The following is a 21,112-nucleotide window of genomic DNA, read 5'->3' as shown; positions in this document are numbered from 1 at the left end:
CCGCTCGCCGCGAAGGCGAAGCAGCGCCGCTCCGAGCCGCCGCTCCACCGCCGCCAGGGCAGGCGGGGGTGCGGGTTCCGGCGGGGGCGGGGCGCCCCTCCGGGTATATAGATGTAGGGCCTCGGGCATCGAGAGCCTTCGAGCGGGTTCGGCAGGTAGACGAAAGTTATACGAAAGTCGGCGGGGTTGTCAAGAGGAAAGATCGCGACGGTGAGAGTCTCACGAAGGGTGGACCAGGGATGGGGGGCAGGTCAACGTCGGAAGCGAGAAAGCGCGAGGAGGGACAGAAAGCGGCCTCTCACGGCGCATGATCCCCTACCCGAGCGCGGCCTGGAAGGCTCCCAGGAACTTCGCCGCGCGGCGGTCATACGTGAACTCCGCGGCCTTCGCCCGGCCGCTCGCGGCCAGCTTCTGGGCGAGGTCCGCGTCCTCGAGGAGCTTCCTGATGGACGCGGCGTACTCGTCGGGGGAGTCGCTCTTCGCCATCAGCACTTCCTGTCCCTCGGTGACGTACTCCTGGATCGAGGCGAGCCGCGCCGCCACGATCGGAAGCCCGGCGGCCATCATCTCGAAGAGCTTCACCGGGCTCGTGTACTCGCGCGCCTCGACGAAGGCCGGGTGGAGCGGGACGATGCCGACGCGCGCCCGCGCGTAGAGGTCCCACACCTGCGCCGACGGCACCTTCCCGCGGAACTCCACGCGCGAGACCACGCCGAGCTTGAGCGCGATCTCCTTCAGCCGCGCGACGTCCGGCCCCTCCTTCGCGCCCACGAGCGTGAGCTTGTACGGATACAGCTTGGGCATCGCCGCGACGACGTCGTCGACCCCCTTCCAATCGTCCAACGAGCCGCAGTAGATGATGTCGAACTCCTTCGGCTTCGGCGGCGCCGGTGGGGGGATCAGCGTCGCGTTCGGCACCGCGAAGGCGGGGACGCCGGGCCTCGTCATCCCCTTGAGCGCCGCAATCGTCAGGCGCTGCGGCGCCAGGAGGACGTCGGCGGCGAGGAGGATCTCGCGCTCGAGCGCCGCCCGCTTCTCCGCCCTTTCCATCGCCTCGGGGTCGGGCTTCGGCGTCGCGCGCTCGCGGCCGGCGCGCTCCTCCTCGGACTCCTCGGCGAGCTTGTAGCCTCCCATCAGGTTCAATCCCGAGCCGGCCGACGCGGCGTCGGGCACGGGCACCCCCGCCTTCTCCGCCATCATCATCCCGGCGGCGTTGTGCGCCTCGAACGCGACCTTCAGCCCCTTCTTTCGCGCGGCCCGGATGAGCGTGAGCGCGAAGGGTCGGACCTCGTTGACGAAGAGGATCGACGGTTCCCCGGGCGTCGCGCGGAGGAGCCCGGGGGCGACGAGCGGCAGCGCGAGGTTGTGCCAGCGCCATCCCATGTCGCGAAAGGTGAGCCGCGGGGACGCGGTGATCCCGTGATCCTTGAGAATCGAGTCGCGATCCGCGCCGTTCGTGTCGGCGTGAACGGTGACCGTGGCGCCCGCCCGCGCCAGCGCCGCCGCCGTGTTCACGATGTTGATGCCGTGAGCCCGGGCTTCCCCGAGGCCGACGCGGCTGAACGTGAGAATGCGCATCCGCGGGAAATTAGCACAGGAGAACGCCGCCGAGGATGTGCAGGCGACGGCGCTTCCGGCACTTGTCAGCCCGCGCGGGCGGCGATAAAGTGCGCGGGCCCGATACCCCGTGCATCGGCTCGACGCGCGTCCCAACCGGCGCGCCGCCGCCTGGACTCCCGGCGGCCCCTACCGAGAAGGAGCCCGGCATGCGACGACTTCGCGCGACCCTTGGAACGCTGGTGACGCTCGCCCTCTTCGCAGCGGGCGCCGTCCCCGCCCTCGCCGCCGGCAGCGCCGGCCAGTGGTGGGGCGCGATCGACGGATACTGGGCGCAGCCGCTCAACCTCGGTCTCGAGCCGGGCGTCTATTTCAACACCCACCTGACGGACGGCGGCAAGGTGGTCACGGTCCCCTTCGATCACGAGTTCTCGACGCGGCTGCGCGGCGGCTGGCGCGACGCGCAGGGGGACAACACCTTCTCGGTGTCCTACTGGACGTGGGATCACGGCGCGGCGATCGATCAGCGCCGGCTCGTCATCCCGACCCTCAGCGATCCGGTCTTCGGCAACGTCCTGTACGCGGCGATCCAGAGCGACGCCGCCATCACGTCGCGCGTCGCCGACTTCATGGTCTCGCGGAAGCTCACCTCGTCGAAGAAGGGGACCTGGTTCTACGGCGTCGGTCTCAGGCACGCGTCGTTCGAGGAGAAGTGGAAGACGAAGGGCTTCGACATCGACCCGAACACCTTCGTCCTCTTCGTCGAGGAGCAGGCCGACGTGAAGATCTCGACGGCGGGGACGGGGATCACCATGGGCCTCGGCTCCTCCTTCCAGTGGAGCCCGAAGTGGAGGACGTCGGCCCGCGCCCAGCTCTCGATGCTCGAGGGGAGCACCGACGCGTCGTACCTCGACAGGTTCATCGCCCCCGATCCGAACGGTGGCTTCAACCTCCAGGTGGCCCAGCTCGTGCGCCCCAACGACCGGCGTGTCCAGCAGCAGCTCGAGCTGGAGGCGCGCGTCTCGTACAACGTCTGGAAGACGCTCGACATCAACCTCGGGTACAACTTCTTCCAGTGGAGCGACGTCTCGCAGTTCGACCGGTTCGCCGACGACGTGCAGAGCGCGCCCAACTTCCGGCGCGACAACGTCGCCTACCACGGCGTGTCGCTCGGCGTCTCGTACTGGTTCTGAGGGACCCCTGAAACTCAGCCGCTACCGCGTTGACGAGCCCGGCGACTCGCTGCTGACGCGCGCGCTGAAGCGTCTCACGCGCCGCGCCGTGCCGGCTTTCCCCCGCACCATCCAGGTCGAGACGATCGCCGCGTGCAACGCCGATTGCGTCTGGTGTCCGTACGGGAAGGTGCACCCGGCGCCGCCGGCCGGCCGGATGCCGGCCGATCGCTTCGAGAGGATCGTCGAGGAGTGCGCGCGTCACCGCGTCGGCCGGTTCAGCCCCTATCTCACCAACGAGCCCCTTCTCGATCCGCAGCTCGCCTCGAGGATCCGGCTGGTCCACCGCGAGATCCGGGGGGTGAAGGTCGTGCTGACCACGAACGGCTCGGTCCTGACCCCGGAGGTCGTGGACGAGCTCCTCTCCCTCGACGGGGCGCTGCACGCACTCTACGTCTCGTTCCAGGGGATCGCGAAGAGGGGCTACGAGGAGACGATGCGCGGCGTCCTTCGCTTCGAGCGCGTCCTCGCCAACGTGAACCACCTCCTGGCCGAGATGCGGCGCCGGAGGCTCTCGCGCCCGAAGATCTGGATGACGATGGTGTCGACGCGGCTCGTCGACGCGCCGCGCGCGGTGGCCTACTGGCGGAGCCGCGGCGTCCGCGCGAAGTACACCGCGCTCGAGAACCGGGGGGGCAACATCCGGGGCCTCGAGGGGATGGCGACGGGGGTGATGGACTACTACTCGAGCTGCCCGCGGATGTTCAAGCAGGCCTACATCACGTTCGACGGGGCGATGGTGGTCTGCTGCACCGACTACGCGCGGCGGCACGTCCTCGGCAACGTCTTCGACTCGGGGATCGAGCCGCTGTGGAACGGCCCCGTCGCCCGGGACCTCCGGACGCGCTTCCTCACGGGGAAGATCCACACGATCGGGCTGTGCGCCTCGTGCCGGCTCGATCGGGAGCGCGAGGTCGCCGCCTGATGGCGGGAGATCTCGTCCCGCTCGCGGGGCTGACCCGTGGGACCCTCGCCGCCGCCGTGGTCGGGTATCTCAAGCGAGGGGCCTGGAACAAGGCCGACGTCCTCCTGGTCGTGCTGCGGGAGGGGCGTTTCGCGGTGAAGGACTACCACGCCAAGCGCTTTCCGGTGAGGCTGGCCGGCCGTCTCCAGCTCGCGCGCGAGGCGGCGGCCTATCGGGCCCTGTCGGGGCTCCGCGGCGTTCCCGGATTCGGAAAGCGGCTCGACGCCGACGCCATCGCCGTCGAGTACGTCGAGGGGGTGAGGCTCCCGAAGTTCCACAAGCACCGCCCGCTGCCCCACCTCGCCGCCAGCCTCGCCGGCCTTCTCGACGCGGTGCACGCGCGCGGCGTCGTCCACAACGACATCCGGAGCCGCGACAACATCCTCGTGACGCCCGCGGGACGGCTCTTCCTCATCGACTTCTCGTCGGCCCTCAGGTTCGGAGGCGGCGCGGTGTCGCGGCGGCTCCTGATGCCGTTCTTCGAGGGGGCGGAGACCCGGGCGCTCCTCAAGTGGAAGAGCGCCCTCGCTCCCGAGACGATGACCGAGGCCGAGCGCGCCGCGCATCGGAGGTTCAGCCTCCTGCGGCGCCTCTGGCCCTTCAACCCCAAGAAGGATCTCGGCGCGCCCACCTCCGGCGGGAAGGCGTGGCGATCGTGAGCGAGAAGCTCTCCGTCCTCGTGCCGACCTTCAACGAGGAGAAGCGGATCCGGGCCTGCCTCGAGTCGGTCCGCTTCGCCGACGAGATCGTCGTGGTCGACTCGTTCTCCCGCGATCGCACCGTCGAGATCGCGACGCCCCTCGCGACGCGCGTGCTGCAGCACGAGTACGTGAACTCGGCGACCCAGAAGAACTGGGCGCTCCCGCAGCTCGCGCACCGGTGGGCCCTGATCGTCGACGCCGACGAGCGCGTGAGCGAGCCTCTCCGAGAGGAGATCCGGGGCCTCCTTGCGTCAGGGCCCGCCGACGCGGGGTACGTCGTGCGGCGGCTGAACCATTTCCACGGAAAGCCGATCCGCCACGGGGGGTGGGGGAGGGATCGCGTCCTGCGCCTGTTCGATCGCGAGCGCGCCCGCTACGAGGACAGGGACGTGCACGCCGAGGTGGAGGTCGCGGGAAGCGTCGCGGAGCTCCGGGGATTCCTCCTGCACGACACCTTCAACGGATTCGGCGAGTACCTCGAGAAGGTCGAGCGCTACTCCCGCTGGGGCGCCGACAACCTGTACCGGCGCGGCCGCCGGGCGCACGTCGGCGACCTGGTCCTCCGCCCTCCCTTCCGGTTCGCGAAGCGCTACCTGCTGCAGGGGGGCTTCCTCGACGGCGTCGAGGGGCTCATGATCACCGGGCTCGACACCTGGTCGGTCTTCCTGAAGTACGCACGGCTCTGGGAGAAGCAGCGGCTCAATCGCGAGTAGGAATCGCGGCGTAAGCCTCGATCGTCTTCTCCACCATCCTCTCGACCGTGTACTCGGCCTCGACGAGGCGCCTTCCCCCCTCCGCCACCTTCGAGGCGAGGGGGCCGTCCGAGGCGAGCCGCACGAGGCGCCCGGCGAGCGCCTCGGGGTCCCCGACGGGGGAGAGGAGCCCCGTCTCGCCGTCCTTCACCATCTCGGGGAGCCCGCCCGCGCGCGTCGCGACGACGGGCACTCCGGCGGCAAAGGCCTCCAGCACCGAATTGCAGAACCCCTCGAGCCGCGACGACATCGCGAAGAGATCGAAGGCGGTGAGAAGGCGCGGGACGTCGTCGCGGAATCCCGTGAAGTGGATCCGGTCGGCGAGGCCGAGGGAGGCCGCCTGCGCCGTGAGGGCCGAGCGCTCCGCGCCGTCGCCGACGATGACGAGGCGGGCGCTTTGGACCGCCGCGATCACCTTCGGCATCGCGGCAATCAGATCGGCCTGGGACTTGTGCCCCGCGAGGTGCGCGACGTTGCCGACGACGATCGCGTCGGCCGGGAGCGAAAGCTCGCGGCGGACCTCGGGGCGCAGCTCGGCGCGCCGCGCGCGCGCGGCGGCGAAGCGGGCGACGTCGATCGAGGAGTTCACGACCCGGACCTTCTCCTCAGGGACCCCCGCGTCGACGAGCATCTCCCGGATGATCTCCGCCACCGCGAGGAAGAGGTCCACCCTCGCGGTCCGGTACTTGAGCCGCCCCGCGATCCCGCGCGAGACCGGGAAGTCGAGGCGGCGGTGGACGACGAGCCGCGCCCTCGCGCCGAACAGGCGCGCGAGGAGCCCCATGGCGTGGGCGCGGGCCGTGTGCGCGTGCAGGATCGCGTATCCGTGGGCGGCGGCGTGGCGCGCGATGCGCGAGGCGCCGCCCACGTCGAGGTCCCCGGCCATGCCGACCTCGTACGTCTCGATCCCCGCCTCGCGGCAGCGCGCCGCGAGGGCGCTTCCGGGGATCGCCGCCACGCCGACGCGCCCGCCGAGCGCGCGCAGCCCCACCATCAAATTGAAAGCCTGGCTCTCCCCCCCGCGCCAGGTCGGCTCGGTGTTGATGTGCAGGACGGCGGGGATCGCCGCGGCGGCGCGCGGGCTCGTCATGGCGCGTGAGTCTAGCAGGGGCGGAGCGGGGGAGTGACCGCGACCATCCGAATCGTGTCATCATGCGCGCCATGGCGCGCATTGTGGGCATCTCGGGAAGTCTGCGGAAGGGGTCGTACAACACGGCGCTCCTGCGCGCGGCCGCGGGGCTGGCTCCCGCGGGGACGCAGGTGGACATCGCGTCGATCGCCGGCATCCCCCTGTACGACGGCGACGTGGAGAGCGCTCAGGGTCTTCCAGCCGCGGTCACGGCGCTCAAGGACCATCTCGCCACCTCGGACGGCATTCTCCTCGTCACCCCGGAGTACAACAGCTCGATCCCCGGTGTCTTCAAGAACGCGATGGACTGGCTCTCGCGGCCGTCGAAGGACATCCCGCGCGTCTTCGGCGACAAGCCGGTGGCGATCATGGGTGCGACGCCCGGGAGGGCGGGGACGCGGCTCGCCCAGACGGCGTGGCTCCCCGTCCTGCGCGCGCTCGGCACCCGCGCCTGGTCGGGGAGTCAGCTCTACGTGTCGGAGGCCGGCAAGGTCTTCGACCCCGAAGGAAAGCTCGTCGATGCGAAGGTCCGGGAGCTCCTGTCGGATTTCATGGCTCGGTTCTCGAAGTTCGTGGAGGCGCGGTGACGGTGAGGGGGCCCCGATGCTGAAGCTCCTGGGCGTGACGGTCGCGGCGACGATCGCCGCGTGGCTCATCCTGGGAACGGGGGCGCCCGCCGATCGCGCGGGCGGGGGCGCCTCCGCGCGCGAGTCGATGGACCTCCCGGCGGTCGCCGGCCTCTCGCTCGCCCTCGATCGAGCGGAGAGCACGCGGGGCGACCTGGTGGAGGAGTGGATCCGCCTCGCCTCCGTCCCGGCGTCGTCCGGGACGGAAGGGGCGCGCGCGGACGTCGTGGAGGAGCGGATGCGCGCGGCGGGGCTCGAGGGGGTGCGCCGCGACGCGGCCGGCAACGTCATCGGCGTGATCCCGGGTCGGGATCGATCCGCGAAGAAGGTGGTCTTCATGGCGCACATGGACACCGTCGCGAAGCCCGGGGCCGACTTCACGATCCGGCGCGACGGCGACCGGCTCAGCGGCCCCGGAGTGCGCGACGACTCCGCCGGCCTCGCCGCCCTCCTCGCCGCGGCGCGGCTCGCGCGCGCGGCCGGCATCGTCCCTCCGGTCGACACGATGATCGTGGCGTCGGTCGGCGAGGAGCTCGGCCTCAAGGGGTCGCAGGCCTTCATGGCGGCGTCGGGCGAGAGCGTGGGGGCCTTCGTCGCCGTCGACGGGTACCTCGGCCAGATCTCCTACGGCGCGACGGCGATCCACTGGACGAAGATGCACTTCAGGGCGAAGGGAGCCCACACGCTGAAGAGCCACGAGAATCCGTCGGCCACGCTCGCGGCGGCGAAGGCTATCGAGGCGATCTACGCGATCGACGTGCCGCGCCGTCCCGAGGATCTCGAGTCGTGGCTCAACGTCGGGATGCTCGGCGGGGGGGAGGTCCCCAACGCGCAGGCGCGCGACGCGTGGTTCACCGTCGACCTCCGGAGCAACGACGCGGCGGTCGAAGAGCATCTGGACGGGAAGATCGACGAGGCCTGCCGGAGGGCCGCGGCGTCGGTCGGGGTCACCTTCGACGCCGAGTCGCTCCAGAGGCTCGAGGGGGCGCGCATCGAGGGGCTCCGGGACTCGAAGATCGTCCGCGCGGCGTCGGCTGCCCTCGACAGGGCGGGGTGGCGCGAGGTGCAGCTCACCCCGCGCGGGACGGCCGATCACAACATCGCGATCCAGATGGGAATTCCCGCGATCGACATCGGGGTCACGACCGGCGACGGCGCCCACACCCCCGACGAGTTCGCCGACGTCCCCCCCTACGTGACCGGGGTGAAGCAGCTCATCCTGATGCTGGCGTCGCCCCTCACCTGACGGGGACGGCGCGATGCGCCTCGAGCCACGTCTCGAGGCAGAGGACCTTCCAGACCGACTTGGCGAGCGAGGGATCCGTCTTCCACCGCTCGAGCAGGGAGGCGACTCCCGGCGCGCTGAGAATCGAGTGCCTCGCGAGGCTCAGCGGCGACGTGAGATCCCCCAGCATCCCCGCGAACTCCGTGCGCAGCAGCGTGTCGATCGGGATCATGAAGCCGTGCTTCTTCCGCCGCGCGACGTCCGGAGGCAGGTAACGCCGGCTGACCTCCCGGAGGAGCGCCTTGCGCCGTCCCCATCGGATCTTCCACCGGTCCGGTCCGGGGAGGACCGCCTCGATGACCCGGTGATCGAGGTACGGGCAGCGCACCTCCAGCGACCAGGCCATGCTCATGCGGTCCGCCTTCACGAGAAGGTCGTCCGCGAGAACCGATCGCAGATCAATCGCCTGGAGCGCCGCGATCCGGGGGAGCGCCCCCTCGTCGGCGCCGGCGGCGAGATACGAGCCCCGGGCCGAGTCCTGGGCGAGGCCGTCGGGGCGCGCCGTGAGGTCGGCGGCGATCAGCGATCGGCGCAGCGCGGGGGCCGCCTGCTCCCGGCGCGCGTAGAGGGCCTGCGCCTGCGAGGTGCCGTTTCCCTTTCCGCGGTACCAGTGATATCCGCCGAAGATCTCGTCCGCCCCCTCGCCGGAGAGCGCGACGGTCACCCCTTCGCGGGCGAGCCTCGAGAGATACCAGGTCGGGACGACCGCGGGGTCCGCCAGGGGCTGATCCGTCCGCCGGATGATCGACACCAGGTCCTCGGCGCGCAGCGACGGCATGATGATGGAACGGTGCTCGGTGCCGAGGTACCGCGCGACGCGCAGGGCCGCCTCCGTCTCGTCGAGGCGGGGATCGTCGAAGCCGATGGAGTAGGTCCTCACCGGGGGGCCGCTCTCTCGCGCCACCATCGCGGCCACGAGGCTGCTGTCGAGACCTCCCGAGAGGAGGACGCCGAGAGGGACGTCGCTCATCAGCCGCTGCCTCACGGCCCTCCGGAGCTCGGCCTCGCACCCCGCCACCGCCTGCGGGAACGACCGCCAGGGGGGACCTTCCACCACCGGGGACGCCGGAAGGGACCAGTAGCGCGCCTCGGGGCGCTCCACCCACGCGGCGCCGCGGCGCTCCAGGATCAGGTGCGAGGCGGGGGGAAGCTGGCGGACGTTCCTGAAGACGGTCTGCGGGCCGCAGACGTACTGCGTGGCGAAGTAGGCGTCGAGGGCCTCCGCGTCGATCGTCCGGTCGAACGGGAGCGCGGGGGCGAAGAGGGCGTCGATCTCGGAGGCGAACGCGAGCACGGCCGCGTCGCGATACAGGTACAGCGGCTTCTTCCCGACGCGATCCCGGGCGAGGAAGGCGAGCTTCCGCTCCGCGTCGTAGAGTGTGAAGGCGAACATGCCGTGGAGGCGGGCGGGAAGATCGGCGGTGGGGCCTAGCTCCTCGTAGAGATGGACGATGGATTCCGCGTCCGAGCCGGTGTCGAACCGGTGGCCGCGGCGCGTCAGGTCGGCCCGCAGCTCCTTGTGATTGTAAATCTCCCCGTTCAGCACGACGGCGACGGTGCGCGTCTCGTTCCAGATCGGCTGGTGGCCGCACGCGAGATCGATGACGGAGAGGCGCCGCATGGTGAGACCGAAGCTCCCGTCAAGGAGCGAGCCGACGTCGTCGGGGCCCCGGTGGACCATCGAGCCGGCGATGGCGTCGAGGTGCGATGATTCGACGGGGCGATCGGCGTCGCGGAACAGCAGCCCCCCGATGCCGCACATCAGGAGGAGATCCCGCGGGGCGCCGTCCCGGGGTGGGGCGCGGCGGCCGCCTGCAGCTCGGCGAGGAATAGCGGGTACGACTTGGCGACGCACTCCGGGTGCAGGACCTCCACCCCCGGGATCCCCAGCCCCGCGACGGCGAAGGCCATCGCGAGGCGATGATCCTCCAGGGGATCGAGCGCGGCCCCGTGGAGCGGCCCCGGGTGGATCGTCAGCCCGTCGCGGTGCTCCTCGACGCGCGCGCCGAGCCGGCCGAGCCCGGCGGCGAGCCCCGCGATGCGATCGCTCTCCTTGTCGCGCAGGTGCGCCGCGCCGCGGATGCGTGTGGGTCCGGAAGCGAAGATCGCGACGGCGGCGAGGGGCGGGGCGGTGTCGGGCATGTCGCGGAGATCGGCGTCGATCCCCCGGAGCGCCGACCCCTCGACGACGAGGCCGCGCGGATCGTCGCGGCGCACGCGGCACCCCATCCCCTCGAGGAGGTCGAGGAATCCGAGATCCCCCTGGCGCGAGCCGGCGGGGATTCCCGCGACGAGCACCCGCCCCGCCGTCACGGCGGCGGCCGCGAACCAGAAGCAGGCGCTCGAGGCGTCCCCCTCGATCTCGTACTCGCGCGCGGCGTACCCCGTGGGGGCGATGCGCCACGCGGGGCCGGCGATTTCCTCGATCGCCGCCCCAAACCTTTTCATGACATCGAGGGTCAGATGCACGTAGGGGCGGGAGACGAGCGGGCCATCGATCCGAATCACGAGATCCCCGGCCGCGAGCGGCGCCGCGAGCAACAGGCCCGAGACGAACTGGCTGGACACGGAGCCGCGGAGCGTGACGTCACCGCCGGGAAGTCCCGAAGCGACGACCTCGACCGGAGGGCACCCGTTCGCGCCGAGAGAGCGCGCCTCCACCCCGAGGGAGCGCAGCGCCGAGAGGAGATCGCCGATCGGGCGCTCGCGCATCCGGGCCGTGCCGTCCAGCACGTACCGCCCGCGCCCCGCCGCCACGAGGGGGGTGAGGAACCTCATCGCCGTGCCGGCGTTGCCGAGAGCGAGCGTCGCCTCCGCGATCCGGGGGGGGCCGCAGGCCCCTTCGACGATCCAGCGCCCCGGCTCCTCGAGAATCCGGACGCCGAGCGCGCGGAGCGCCCCGGCCATCAGCGTCGTGTCGTCGGCGACGAGGGGGTTCACGATCCCGGAGGTCCCGGTCGCGAAGGCGGCGGCCGCGAGAGCGCGGTTGGTCAGGCTCTTGGAGGGGGGGACGCGCACGATCGCGTCGAGGGCGCGCATGCGCCTATTCTATACTCGCCCCATGCCGCGCTTCGGTTGGGCCGCCGCACTGGCGACGGCCGGCGCTTTCGGGGTTCTCGCCGCCCCATCCGATCTCCCCCCTCCCGCCCCGGCCGTCGAGACGGTGGACGTCTCGCTCGTCCTCGTCCCGGTCGTCGTCCGCGACGCCGCCGGCCGGCCGATCCTCGATCTCAATCGCGCCGACTTCACGATCACCGAGGAGGGGAGGCCTCAAGAGATTGCGGCCTTCGGCCGCGAGGCGCGGCCGGTGTCGATCGTCCTCGCCCTCGACACGAGCCCGAGCATGCGCCAGCAGGATCTCGCGGCGAAGCGCGCCGCCATCGATTTCGTGCGCGGCCAGCGCCTCCCCGCCGCCTTCGCGGTCGAGTCGTTCGACGACGCGGCGCGGTTCGATCTCGACTTCACCTCCGACCGGCGCGCCGTGGAGTCGACGATCGCGGCCCTTCGCCTGGGGGGGGACAACACGGCCCTCTTCGACGCGGCCGACGCGGCCTCCTCGAGGCTCGAGCCGCGCGACGGCGGGCGCGTGGCGGTCGTCTTCACCGACGGCACGGAGACGCTCCACCCCCAGGACGAGTCGGAGAAGAGGCTGGGGGCCGTCATCGACGGCGCGACGCGGCGCGACGTGTCGATCTACACGGTCGCCTTCGGCCCGCGGGCGGCGGTCTCCATCCTGAGACACATGGCGGAGGAGACGGGAGGGGAGGCCTTCTCGGCGGTCCACGCGTCGGACCTTCAGGCGGCCTTCGCGAGCGTCGCCGAGTCGGTGGGAAGCCGGTACCTCCTGGGGTACACCCCGCCCGCCGGCGCCGAGGGCTTTCGCCGCATCGGCGTGAGCGTCTCGCGCCCCGGATTGAAGGTCGCGGCGCGCCGCGGTTACTTCAGCCGATGAGCGCTCGATTGAAGGCCCCGAGAGCGCTGAACTATACTCCGCCGCCCGAGACGGTCCCGCACGGGCGCACGGAGGGCGACCTTTGAGAAGGCTTCCCGCGCTCGCCGGCGCGGTCCTCATCGCGTCCATCTCCTTCGGCGCCGCTCCCGACAAGGGGGAGGCCACGCGCCAGCTCGCGTTTGGCGTGCGCATGGCGGAGAAAGGCTCCTGGCACGAGGCCGCCTTCCGCTTCGGCAAGGCCGTCCGGGCCGACGAGGGGAACGCCGCCGCCCAGAACGACCTCGGGGTCGCGCTCGAGAGCATCGGGGAGTACTCGAAGGCCGCCGCCGCGTACGCGAAGGCCCTCGAGATCGATCCGGCGAACGCGAAGATCCGCGAGAACGGCGATCGCCTGAAGGCGTACCTCGCCACCCGCAACGACCCGAAGGCCGCCGCGACCCCGGCGCCGGCAATCCCCGCGCAGGCCCCGAAGGCCCCGCAAGATCCCAACGCCGCGCCCGGATCCGCCGGAGGGGGGGGCCGTGGGCGCTGAGCGGCAGGGGCGGCGTCCGCTCGCGAGCGCGGCGCTCGCGCTCCTCGTGGCGGGGCTCGGGGCGATGGGAGCGCGCGCCGGCATCCTCGAGGTGCAGATCAAGCTCCAGATGCCGCAGAAGATCGACGTGACGGGCGTGCGGCGGGTCCTCGTCGCCGGCTTCCGGGCGAACGACAACCCGGATCTCGACATCGACGTCGAGTACCGCAAGCACCTCAAGTCGCTCCTCAAGCACCGATCCAACTTCGAGGTGATCGACGCCGACCCTCCGCCGCTCCCCGAGCAGGAGCCCGCCGAGATCGTGAAGAACGCCGCCTACTGGAAGCGCCTCGGCGAGCGGTTCAGCGCCGACCTGATCCTCGCGGGGCTGGTCGATTTCGACAAGAGCAACAAGTCGGGGTTCGTGCAGGAGGACATCATCAACCCGACGACGGGGCAGCGCTACCGGCGGACGCGGTACGCCGATCGCGAGGGGTTCAAGCTCGGCGCGACCCACTACTTCTTCCGCGGCGCGACGGGGGAGCTGGTCTACGAGGGGCGGCTGACGGAAGAGGTGATGTACGAGGGGCTGGGCAACGATTCCCTGAACGCCCTGCTCCAGCTCGCCGAGCGCATGTCCCCCGATCTCCTGGGGGTGGTCACGCCGCGCGAGAGGTCCGAGACGCGGTATCTTCTCACGGAGTGAACCGCTTGCCGCGAGCCCACACGACGCCGATCCGCCGCCGAGCCGCCACGCTTCTCGCCGCCGCGGCCCTTCTGGCCCTCGCCGCGTCCGGCCCCGCGGGGGCGCAGGGGTACTTCGGCAGGAACAAGGTCCAGTACCAGCCCTTCGACTGGCACATCTACAAGTCCCCTCACTTCGACGTCTACTACTACCCGGAGGAGGAGGCCTACCTCGAGCAGATGGTCTCGTACGCGGAGAGCGCCTACCTCTACCTCTCGAAGGCCTTCGACCACGAGCCGAAGTACCGCGTCCCGCTCATCTACTACCGGACGCACGCCGAGTTCGAGCAGACGAACGTGGGGGACGTCGTCTCCGAGGCGGAGCTGGCCTTCGCGGAGCCGTTCGAGCACCGCGTGCTCCTCTCCATCGATCACCCGCCGGACAAGCTCTACCAGGTCCTGACGCACGAGATGACGCACATCTTCGAGTTCAGCATCCTCTACCAGGACTCGTTCGGGCGCATCATCCGCGGCCGCGCGCCGCAGTGGCTCATGGAGGGGCTCGCGAGCCACATGGGGAAGGACGAGGACAGCCTCGACCGGATGATCATCCGCGACGCCGTCATCCACGGCGTCGTGCCGCCCATCTCCAAGGTGCAGGGGATCAACTTCCTCATCTACCGCTACGGCCGGGCGGCCTTCGACTTCATCGAGACGAAGTGGGGGGCGGAGGGGATCCGCAACTTCCTGGTCGAGTTCCGCAAGGTCCTTCTCACCGGGAACATCGAGAAGGCGGTGAAGGAGGCCTTCGGCGTCGAGGCCGACGAGTTCGATCGGCTCTTCCAGCGCTACCTGCGTCAGAAATACCTGCCGACGCTCCTCGAGAAGGGGGAGCCCGAGGACTACGGGAAGCAGATCGGCTTCAAGCTCCCCGGGGTGATGACCTTCTCGCCGGTCCTCTCCCCCTCGGGGGATCTCGTCGCGGTCCTGACGAACCGCTACTACGACATCGACGTCGTCATCCTCCAGGCCAAGGACGGCGAGGTGATCAAGAACCTCACCAAGGGGTTCACCAACGAGTACGAGTTCATCAGCACCGAGGTGTTCGAGGGGAAGACCGACCTCGCGTGGTCCCCGGACGGCGACCTCCTCGCCTTCTTCGTGCGCAAGGAGAACCGGCGCCGGCTGCTGATCATCAACGCGCTCACCGGGCACGAGGTGCGCAACATCGAGATCGAGCCGGTGGATCCCGCCTCGCCCGCCTTCTCGCCCGACGGGAAGAAGATCCTCTTCGCCGGCAACCTCGGCGGCGTGGTGGACATCTTCGAGCTGGATCTCGAGTCGGGGCACATGCGGAACATGACAGACGACGAGTACTACGACGCGAACCCGTCGTACTCTTCAGACGGCAAGACGATGCTCTACAACCGGCGGGTCGACGCCTGGTGGAAGGTCTTCACCCTCGACGTCGAGGATCCGACCCGGAAGACGCAGCTCACCTTCGGCCAGAGCAGCGAGATCACGCCGTCGTTCTCGCGGGACGGGACGAAGATCTACTACTGCTCCGACGTCTCCTCCGACATCTTCAACGTCTACTCGCTCGATCTCGACTCGGGGGAGGTGCGCCAGTTCACCGACGTGGGCGGCGGCTACATGAGCCCGCAGGATCGGCCGGCCGAGCGCGGGAAGAGCAAGGCGGTCGCCACGTCGTACTACGGCGGCCGGTTCGCGCTCTACGAGGTCGACACGACCAAGCCGCTCAAGGTGATCACCCCCGCCGAGCGCGCGGGGGAGGTCGGCGAGATGAAGCCCTTCGAGCCGCCGCTCAAGCTGACGGTCGACCAGAGCGAGAAGCAGCCGTACGTGAAGCACAAGTTCCACGTCGAGGATGCCTCGCCGATCGGCATCGGCGTGGTCAGCGACGGCACCGTCATCGGAAGCGGCGCCGTCTCCTTCGCGGATCTCCTCGGCGGTCGGCGGTTCTGGTTCAACGTCTTTTCCGTCGCGAACTACGAAACGTATGATCTCGGTTACGTGAACCTGGAGACACGGCTCCAGCATTACTACCGGTACAACTACTACAGCGACTTCCTCGTCCTGCCGTCGGCCAGCGGCTTCTTCACGCGCATCCGCGGCAACGTCGACTCCACACTGAGCACGGGCTTCTTCCTCCCGCTCAGCAGCCATTACCGGATTGAGGGAATCATCGGTGCCACGAGCCGGGACATCATCAGCCCTCAGATTGGAGAGCTGCTCGACCCGAACCGGCCGCCGAAGAGGGATGAATTCGGCGTGTTCACCGGCGATCGGGTCAGGGGATCGCTTGCGGAGGTCGGCGTCGCCTTCGTGGGCGACACGCTCCGGTACAATCCGTGGGGGCCCTGGCACGGAAAGCGGTTCAGGATCGCCGCGACGACGTCCCCACTGGCCTCGGGGAGCGACCCTGCTTCGTTCACGAACTACGAGTTCGACTACCGCTCCTACACGAAGCTCACGTATCGCTCGCTCTTCGCTTGGAGAGTGGGGAGTCTGCTGTCGGATGGGCGCGGAGCCACGCTGTTCGGCATCGGCGGGTACAACCAGATCCGCGGCTACAGGTACCGCGAGTTCATCGGCGACCAGGCGGTATGGACCAATTTCGAACTCCGCTTCCCGCTGGTGGACAGGGTTCAGTGGCCCTGGGGGGGCGCGCTCCGGTGGATTCGCGGCGTCCTCTTCTTCGACGCGGGGGCGGCGTGGACGCAGGACGGGCGCTTCTTCGATCGAGAGCTCGCGAAACCGACCCCCGTGGCGCTTATCAACTCAACAGGACTATTCCGTGACTTCAAATTCTACGACTCGAGCCAGCACGCGCTTCGAGACGCGAGGGCCTCCTACGGCATCGGGCTCAACGTCCGGCTGGGGGTCTTCGATCTCAACTGGGCATTCGCGAAGCAGCTCCCGTACGGCATCGTCGATCTCAATGGGCCCTCCGGGATGGTCGGGAAGACCTGCCGGCAGTCGCTGGCGACGACCATCGTCCGCGATCCCATGCCCCCACACGGCATCATCTCGTTCGACCGCGCGCAGGTTCCCGTCCTATTGTCGCAGTGCGGATTCACCACGACCCCGACAACCAACTGGAAGTCCGAGTTCTATATCGGCTACGAGTTCTGACGCGCGCCCGCGCGCCCGCGCGCCGGCGCGTCAGTCCGCCAGGAACTTCCTGAGGCTGATCAGGCTCCCCGCGGTGCCGATGAGCGTCCCTCCCAGCGCGAGAAGCGCCGCCTGCCCCGGCGTGAGGAACCCGGACGTCAGCAGCTTCAGGAAGGGGTTCGCCGTGGCCGCGGCGTAGGCGGCGAGGCGGCCGTAGGCGGCGAAGAGGACGATCTCGGCGGCGACCGCGCCGGCCGCCCCCTGGAGCGTCCCCTCGAGCACGAACGGCATCCGGATGAAGGTCGCCGTCGCCCCCACGAGGCGCTGGATCGAGATCTCGTCGCGCCTCTGGTAGACGGTGAGGCGGATGACGTTGAAGATCGTGAAGAACGATGCGACGGCGAGGACCCCGCCGATCGTCCACCCGCCGGCCGAGACGATCCCCACGAGGGCGAGGACCTTCCGCGCCTCGGCCTCGTTGTCCCGCACCTCCTCGACGATCGGGTTCGCGCGGAGCGAGGCGACGAGGCTCTCGGTCGCCTGGATCCGCTCCTCGCGGCCGCCCCGGGCGAGGATCTCGAAGCTCGCCGGGAAGAGATCCCCCCCGAGATCGTCGGCCGCCGCGGCGAGGTGGGCGAACCGCTCCCGGAAGAGCGCCGCGGCGTCCCTCTTCGAGATGAAGCGCACGTCGCGGACGACCGGGTCCGCCGCGATCGAGGCCCTGAGCTTTTCCACCTTGTCGACCGGGGCGTCGTCCCGCAGATAAGCGTTGATCGCGACCTTGTTCCACTCGGCGACCGCGCCGTGGAGGTTCGAGGCGAGGAGAAGGAATCCTCCCAGGACGAAGAGCGACGCGGCGATGATGCCGATCGTCAGGAAGTTCACCATCCGCGCGCGGGCGACGTTGACGAGCGTCTCGCGGACGAAGTACCGGAGCTTCACGAGGTGCGGCGCCCGGAGCTTCATGCCCTCGCCCACTCGGCGCCGCGGCCCGCTTCGGTGACGCGCCCCGCCTCGAGGTGGATGACGCGCCGCCCGAACTTCCGGATCAGCTCGCGGTCGTGCGTTGCGACGACGACCGTCGTGCCGTGGGCGTTGATGTCGCGGAAGAGCCTCATGATCTCGTCGCTCAGCTCCGGGTCGAGGTTCCCCGTCGGCTCGTCCGCGAGGAGCAAGACCGGCTCGTTGATGAGGGCGCGCGCGATGGCCACGCGCTGCTGCTCTCCTCCCGAGACCTCCCGCGGGAACGAGTGGATGCGGTGCTGGAGGCCGACGAGGCGCAGCATCCGGAGGACGCGCGTCTTGTGCTCCGATTCGGGGACGCCCACGACGTGGAGGGAGAGGGCGATGTTCTCGAAGATCGTCTTGCGGTGGATCAGCTTGAAGTCCTGGAAGACGACGCCGACCGTCCGCCTCAGGTAGGGGACGCGCGCCGCGGCAAGGGATGCGAGATTGCGCCCATTGACGAGGATCTGCCCCTCCGTCGGCAGCTCCTGAAGGAAGAGCATCTTGAGGAGCGTCGTCTTCCCGGCGCCGCTCGGGCCGGTCAGGAAGACGAAGTCCCCCTTGTCGATCTGGAGGGAGACGTCCGTCAGGGCGCTGATCCCCGGCGCGTAGCGCTTGGTCACGTGGTAGAGCTGAATCATCGCGGCATCCGGATCGTCATTGTATCAGTGGACCGTCTCGTCGCCGCCCCAGCCGCCGAAAGGATCGGCGGGGCCGGGGTCGCGTGGCGGCGGCGGCCCCTCGTCGTCGCTCCAGCGATCGAGCGTCTTCCGGGAGCGGTACCGCTTCACCAGGTACGCGACGAGGACGAGGAGGGTCGCGACCATCCAGATGGTGTACGACGACCCGACCCGCACCAGCCAGATCCACGGGAGGTTCAGCTCGTGGGCCCACGCCGCCTCCGCGCTCCTGACGCTCACCCCCGAGGCGGCGGCGAAGGCCGCGTCGAAATCCCTGCCGGATCGCATCCCCGCGAGAAGCCCCGGGACGAGCCCCGCGCCGTACCGCTCCCTGAGAAAGCCGACGGCCGCGAGAGACCCTGCGTAGGCGAGGGACTTCGAGTCCTCCCCCCGGGCGAGGGCGGCGTCGAGATCGGCGAAAGGGCGGCTCGACGACGCGAGGGGGGAGGTCCAGACGATCCACAGGTCGCGCCACTCCCCTTCGTGCGCGAGGGACGAGGCGATTCCCTCGGCGAGCCAGGGAGGGAGGCGCGCATCGCGCCCCTCGAGCCCCTGCGCCACCGTCAGGTGGACGAGCTCGTGGTCGAGCACCGAGAGGAGCTGCCGCTGCCCGTAGCCGCCCAGGCGGTCGAGCCTGATGAGGATCGTGGCGGAGGAGGGGAGGGTGATCCCCGCGGCCCACGCCGGGATTCCCGCCGCCGACTGCCGTATCTCCTCGTCGGTCGTCTCGGGGCCGATAAGCGCGATCGTGCCGCGCGAGGCGGCGGGGAGGCCGAGCGACTCGGCAATCGACGCCGCGGCGGCCGGCGCGGCGTCGGCCGCGATCTCGGCGTAGCGCCTCAAGGGCTCGTCGGCGCGGACGGTGAAGGGAGGGGCCTGCAGGACGACCGCGTCGTCCGCGCGCGCGACGGCGGCCGGCGCGGCCGCGATCGCGAGAGCCGCCGCGAGCGCGGCGAGCGCATTCCCGAGGCGCGCGATGCGCTACCCCAGCTTCTCTTTGAGGAGCTTGTTGACGAGGCCGGGGTTGGCCTTCCCCCCCGAGGCTTTCATGACCTGTCCCACGAACCACCCCAGCGCCGCGCCCTTCCCGGCGCGGTACTGCTCGACCTGGGAGGGGCTCTCGGCGATGACTTTGTCGACGACGGCGCCGATCGCCCCCTCGTCCTTGATCTGCACGAGCCCCTTCGCGCGCACGATCGCCTCGGGGGCGCCCCCCGTCTCGAACATCTCGTCGAAGACCGTCTTCGCGATCTTGCCGGAAATCGTGCCGGCATCGATGAGCTTCACCAGGTCGCCGAGGGATTCGGGGGCGACCGGAGTTCTCCGGATGTCGGACTTCGCCGCGTTGAGCCGGCCCATCAGCTCGCTGCCGACCCACGCGGCCGCCGCGCGCGGGTTGCCGCTCCGGGCCGCGACCGTCTCGAAAAAGCCGGCGAGCGCCGGCTCCCCCGAGAGGAAGTGCGCGTCTTTGGGGGCGAGGCCGAGCGAGGTCACGTAGCGGATCTTCTTCTCCACCGGGAGCTCGGGGATCGACTTCCTCAGCTCCTCGAGCCACGCCTCGTCCACGAGGAGAGGGGGGAGGTCGGGCTCGGGAAAGTAGCGGTAGTCCATCGCCTCTTCCTTCGATCTCATCGGCTCGGTGCGTCCCTGGCCTGCGTTCCAGAGGCGCGTCTCCTGCACGACGCGGCCGCCGCCGTCGAGGAGCTCCGCCTGGCGGGCGATCTCGTACTCGATCGCGCGCTGCACGTTCCGGAAGGAGTTCAGGTTCTTGATCTCCGCGCGCGTGCCGAGCGTCTCACCCGGCCTTCGAATCGACACGTTCGCGTCGCACCGGAGCGATCCCTCCTCCATGTTCCCGTCGCAGACCTCGACGTAGAGGAGGATGCTCCGGAGCCGCGTGAGGTACAGGTAGGCCTCCTCCGAGGTCCGGATGTCGGGCTTGCTGACGATCTCGATGAGAGGGGTGCCGGATCGGTTGAAGTCGACGTACGAGCGCGTCGCCGAGTCGGCCATCCCCTCGTGGACGAGCTTGCCGGCGTCCTCCTCCATGTGGATGCGCGTGAGGCCGATGGCGCGCGGCCCGCTCTCGGGCTCGATGGGGATGCGCCCCTCCACGGCCAGGGGCAGCTCGTACTGCGAGATCTGGTATCCCTTCGGGAGATCGGGGTAGAAGTAGTTCTTCCGCGCGAAGATCGATCTCCTGTTGATCGTGCAGCCCGTGGCGAGCGCCGCCTTCGCGGCGAACTCGACCGCGGTGCGGTTCAGCACGGGGAGAGATCCCGGCATGCCGAGGCAGACGGGGCACGTCTGCGTGTTGGGGGCCGCGCCGAAGCGCGTCGGGCACCCGCAGAAGATCTTCGTCCTCGTCCTGAGCTGCGCGTGGACCTCGAGGCCGATCACGGCCTCGTACGCTGCGGGCATTCCGGGTTCCCTCGGTGGATTACTGGCCTGCGGCGCTTCCAGCAGCCACCATGTCTGCGAGGATGTCGTGGTCTTCGTCCAGTGTGATCTTCACCGGTTTCTCAGGGAGTTTGAGCTGGTAGACGTCGTCCGCCTTGACGACGGGGCGCGCCTTGATGAGCGGCTCCTTCTGCCCTTTGAAATAGATGTAGACGGGCATCAGCACCTGTTTGAAGTTGGTCTTGTCCCGCTGCGAGATCTTGATTGAGACGAGGTGCTTCCCGTCTGGTGTCGGCTCATCGGTCCAGGAGTAGTCGAAGACGGGGATGCCCGTCCCCCGGAACCATTGATCGAAGAAGTAGTCCAGCTTGTACCCCACGACCAGCTCGCACTCGCGCTGGAGCTGATCTGTTGTGATCCTCTGGTAGGGGTATTTCGCGAAGAGGGCCTGCATCGCCTTCTTGTAGTTCTCGAGCCCCATCTGCATCCGGAGCATGTG

Annotated in this window: 19 protein-coding genes; 10 read left to right on the top strand and 9 right to left on the bottom strand. The window is 69.8% G+C overall.

Annotated elements, in window-relative coordinates; genetic code table 11:
• Nucleotides 1-315: 315 nt before the first annotated feature.
• A complete protein-coding gene (locus HY049_18645) occupies nucleotides 316-1,578 on the bottom strand; it encodes a glycosyltransferase family 4 protein (GenBank protein ID MBI3450920.1) in 1,263 nt (420 codons plus the stop codon).
• A gap of 188 nt (nucleotides 1,579-1,766) precedes the next feature.
• Here HY049_18645 and HY049_18640 point away from each other — a divergent pair, with 188 nt between their 5' ends.
• The 4 genes from HY049_18640 to HY049_18625 all read left to right on the top strand — a co-directional run bounded on the left by HY049_18640 (nucleotide 1,767) and on the right by HY049_18625 (nucleotide 5,167).
• Nucleotides 1,767-2,750 carry a hypothetical protein gene (locus tag HY049_18640; GenBank protein MBI3450919.1) on the top strand — a complete coding sequence of 328 codons (984 nt, stop codon included), beginning with the start codon at nucleotides 1,767-1,769 and terminating at the stop codon, nucleotides 2,748-2,750.
• 88 nt (nucleotides 2,751-2,838) lie between these two features.
• A complete protein-coding gene (locus HY049_18635) occupies nucleotides 2,839-3,714 on the top strand; it encodes a radical SAM/SPASM domain-containing protein (protein MBI3450918.1) in 876 nt (291 codons plus the stop codon).
• Nucleotides 3,714-4,412 (top strand): hypothetical protein, encoded by a 699-nt coding sequence (locus HY049_18630; protein ID MBI3450917.1) that lies wholly within the window; start codon nucleotides 3,714-3,716, stop codon nucleotides 4,410-4,412. The genes HY049_18635 and HY049_18630 overlap by 1 nt, the downstream gene beginning before the upstream one ends.
• Nucleotides 4,409-5,167, top strand: coding sequence for a glycosyltransferase family 2 protein (locus tag HY049_18625; GenBank protein MBI3450916.1), 759 nt, complete (start codon nucleotides 4,409-4,411; stop codon nucleotides 5,165-5,167). The genes HY049_18630 and HY049_18625 overlap by 4 nt, the downstream gene beginning before the upstream one ends.
• On the opposite strand, the gene HY049_18620 is transcribed toward HY049_18625, so the two are convergent.
• A complete protein-coding gene (locus HY049_18620) occupies nucleotides 5,154-6,296 on the bottom strand; it encodes a glycosyltransferase family 4 protein (GenBank protein ID MBI3450915.1) in 1,143 nt (380 codons plus the stop codon). The two genes, HY049_18625 and HY049_18620, sit on opposite strands and share 14 nt — an antisense overlap.
• A 71-nt stretch (nucleotides 6,297-6,367) precedes the next feature.
• Between HY049_18620 and HY049_18615 the strand changes: the two genes are divergently transcribed.
• Both HY049_18615 and HY049_18610 read left to right on the top strand, forming a co-directional pair.
• Nucleotides 6,368-6,922 (top strand): NAD(P)H-dependent oxidoreductase, encoded by a 555-nt coding sequence (locus HY049_18615; GenBank protein ID MBI3450914.1) that lies wholly within the window; start codon nucleotides 6,368-6,370, stop codon nucleotides 6,920-6,922.
• 16 nt (nucleotides 6,923-6,938) lie between these two features.
• On the top strand, nucleotides 6,939-8,207 hold the full coding sequence (locus HY049_18610; GenBank protein MBI3450913.1) for a M20/M25/M40 family metallo-hydrolase: 1,269 nt from the start codon (nucleotides 6,939-6,941) through the stop codon (nucleotides 8,205-8,207).
• Here HY049_18610 and asnB read toward each other — a convergent pair.
• Complete coding sequence (asnB, locus tag HY049_18605) at nucleotides 8,200-10,008, bottom strand: asparagine synthase (glutamine-hydrolyzing) (protein ID MBI3450912.1); 1,809 nt, start codon at nucleotides 10,006-10,008, stop codon at nucleotides 8,200-8,202. The two genes, HY049_18610 and asnB, sit on opposite strands and share 8 nt — an antisense overlap.
• On the bottom strand, nucleotides 10,008-11,285 hold the full coding sequence (aroA, locus tag HY049_18600; GenBank protein ID MBI3450911.1) for a 3-phosphoshikimate 1-carboxyvinyltransferase: 1,278 nt from the start codon (nucleotides 11,283-11,285) through the stop codon (nucleotides 10,008-10,010). Before aroA ends, asnB begins: the two co-directional genes overlap by 1 nt.
• Before the next feature lie 22 nt (nucleotides 11,286-11,307).
• On the opposite strand from aroA, the gene HY049_18595 reads away from it, so the two are divergent.
• The 4 genes from HY049_18595 to HY049_18580 all read left to right on the top strand — a co-directional run bounded on the left by HY049_18595 (nucleotide 11,308) and on the right by HY049_18580 (nucleotide 16,549).
• Nucleotides 11,308-12,198 (top strand): VWA domain-containing protein, encoded by an 891-nt coding sequence (locus tag HY049_18595; GenBank protein ID MBI3450910.1) that lies wholly within the window; start codon nucleotides 11,308-11,310, stop codon nucleotides 12,196-12,198.
• 82 nt (nucleotides 12,199-12,280) lie between these two features.
• Complete coding sequence (locus tag HY049_18590) at nucleotides 12,281-12,730, top strand: tetratricopeptide repeat protein (protein ID MBI3450909.1); 450 nt, start codon at nucleotides 12,281-12,283, stop codon at nucleotides 12,728-12,730.
• Complete coding sequence (locus HY049_18585; GenBank protein ID MBI3450908.1) at nucleotides 12,720-13,415, top strand: hypothetical protein; 696 nt, start codon at nucleotides 12,720-12,722, stop codon at nucleotides 13,413-13,415. Before HY049_18590 ends, HY049_18585 begins: the two co-directional genes overlap by 11 nt.
• A gap of 5 nt (nucleotides 13,416-13,420) precedes the next feature.
• The gene (locus HY049_18580; GenBank protein ID MBI3450907.1) at nucleotides 13,421-16,549 is read left to right on the top strand and encodes a PD40 domain-containing protein; all 3,129 of its coding nucleotides are present in this window, start codon (nucleotides 13,421-13,423) and stop codon (nucleotides 16,547-16,549) included.
• A 30-nt stretch (nucleotides 16,550-16,579) separates the two neighbouring features.
• Here the strand turns inward: HY049_18580 and HY049_18575 are convergent, their stop codons facing one another.
• From HY049_18575 to HY049_18555, 5 genes are all read right to left on the bottom strand, one after another.
• Nucleotides 16,580-17,494 carry a hypothetical protein gene (locus tag HY049_18575; protein ID MBI3450906.1) on the bottom strand — a complete coding sequence of 305 codons (915 nt, stop codon included), beginning with the start codon at nucleotides 17,492-17,494 and terminating at the stop codon, nucleotides 16,580-16,582.
• Nucleotides 17,491-18,174 carry a cell division ATP-binding protein FtsE gene (gene ftsE, locus HY049_18570; protein MBI3450905.1) on the bottom strand — a complete coding sequence of 228 codons (684 nt, stop codon included), beginning with the start codon at nucleotides 18,172-18,174 and terminating at the stop codon, nucleotides 17,491-17,493. The genes HY049_18575 and ftsE overlap by 4 nt, the downstream gene beginning before the upstream one ends.
• Before the next feature lie 24 nt (nucleotides 18,175-18,198).
• On the bottom strand, nucleotides 18,199-19,056 hold the full coding sequence (locus HY049_18565) for a hypothetical protein (protein ID MBI3450904.1): 858 nt from the start codon (nucleotides 19,054-19,056) through the stop codon (nucleotides 18,199-18,201).
• Nucleotides 19,057-19,194: 138 nt separating this feature from the next.
• On the bottom strand, nucleotides 19,195-20,634 hold the full coding sequence (gene gatB / locus HY049_18560; protein MBI3450903.1) for an Asp-tRNA(Asn)/Glu-tRNA(Gln) amidotransferase subunit GatB: 1,440 nt from the start codon (nucleotides 20,632-20,634) through the stop codon (nucleotides 19,195-19,197).
• A gap of 19 nt (nucleotides 20,635-20,653) precedes the next feature.
• Nucleotides 20,654-21,112: hypothetical protein (locus HY049_18555; GenBank protein MBI3450902.1), on the bottom strand; the 459-nt coding region annotated here is incomplete at its 5' end.

Source organism: Acidobacteriota bacterium (genome assembly GCA_016195325.1).
Classification (GTDB): Bacteria; Acidobacteriota; Polarisedimenticolia; order JACPZX01; family JACPZX01; genus JACPZX01.
Note: the sequence above shows the minus strand (reverse complement) of the source record. Positions and strands in the feature narration are given on the sequence as shown.

Coding starts and splice junctions, on each gene's coding strand:
- HY049_18595 (MBI3450910.1), top strand. CDS start 11,308: ATGCCGCGCTTCGGTTGGGCCGCCGCACTGGCGACGGCCGGCGCTTTC.
- HY049_18615 (MBI3450914.1), top strand. CDS start 6,368: ATGGCGCGCATTGTGGGCATCTCGGGAAGTCTGCGGAAGGGGTCGTAC.
- ftsE (MBI3450905.1), bottom strand. CDS start 18,174: ATGATTCAGCTCTACCACGTGACCAAGCGCTACGCGCCGGGGATCAGC.
- gatB (MBI3450903.1), bottom strand. CDS start 20,634: ATGCCCGCAGCGTACGAGGCCGTGATCGGCCTCGAGGTCCACGCGCAG.
- HY049_18610 (MBI3450913.1), top strand. CDS start 6,939: ATGCTGAAGCTCCTGGGCGTGACGGTCGCGGCGACGATCGCCGCGTGG.
- HY049_18630 (MBI3450917.1), top strand. CDS start 3,714: ATGGCGGGAGATCTCGTCCCGCTCGCGGGGCTGACCCGTGGGACCCTC.
- HY049_18640 (MBI3450919.1), top strand. CDS start 1,767: ATGCGACGACTTCGCGCGACCCTTGGAACGCTGGTGACGCTCGCCCTC.
- HY049_18575 (MBI3450906.1), bottom strand. CDS start 17,494: ATGAAGCTCCGGGCGCCGCACCTCGTGAAGCTCCGGTACTTCGTCCGC.
- HY049_18645 (MBI3450920.1), bottom strand. CDS start 1,578: ATGCGCATTCTCACGTTCAGCCGCGTCGGCCTCGGGGAAGCCCGGGCT.
- asnB (MBI3450912.1), bottom strand. CDS start 10,008: ATGTGCGGCATCGGGGGGCTGCTGTTCCGCGACGCCGATCGCCCCGTC.
- HY049_18620 (MBI3450915.1), bottom strand. CDS start 6,296: ATGACGAGCCCGCGCGCCGCCGCGGCGATCCCCGCCGTCCTGCACATC.
- aroA (MBI3450911.1), bottom strand. CDS start 11,285: ATGCGCGCCCTCGACGCGATCGTGCGCGTCCCCCCCTCCAAGAGCCTG.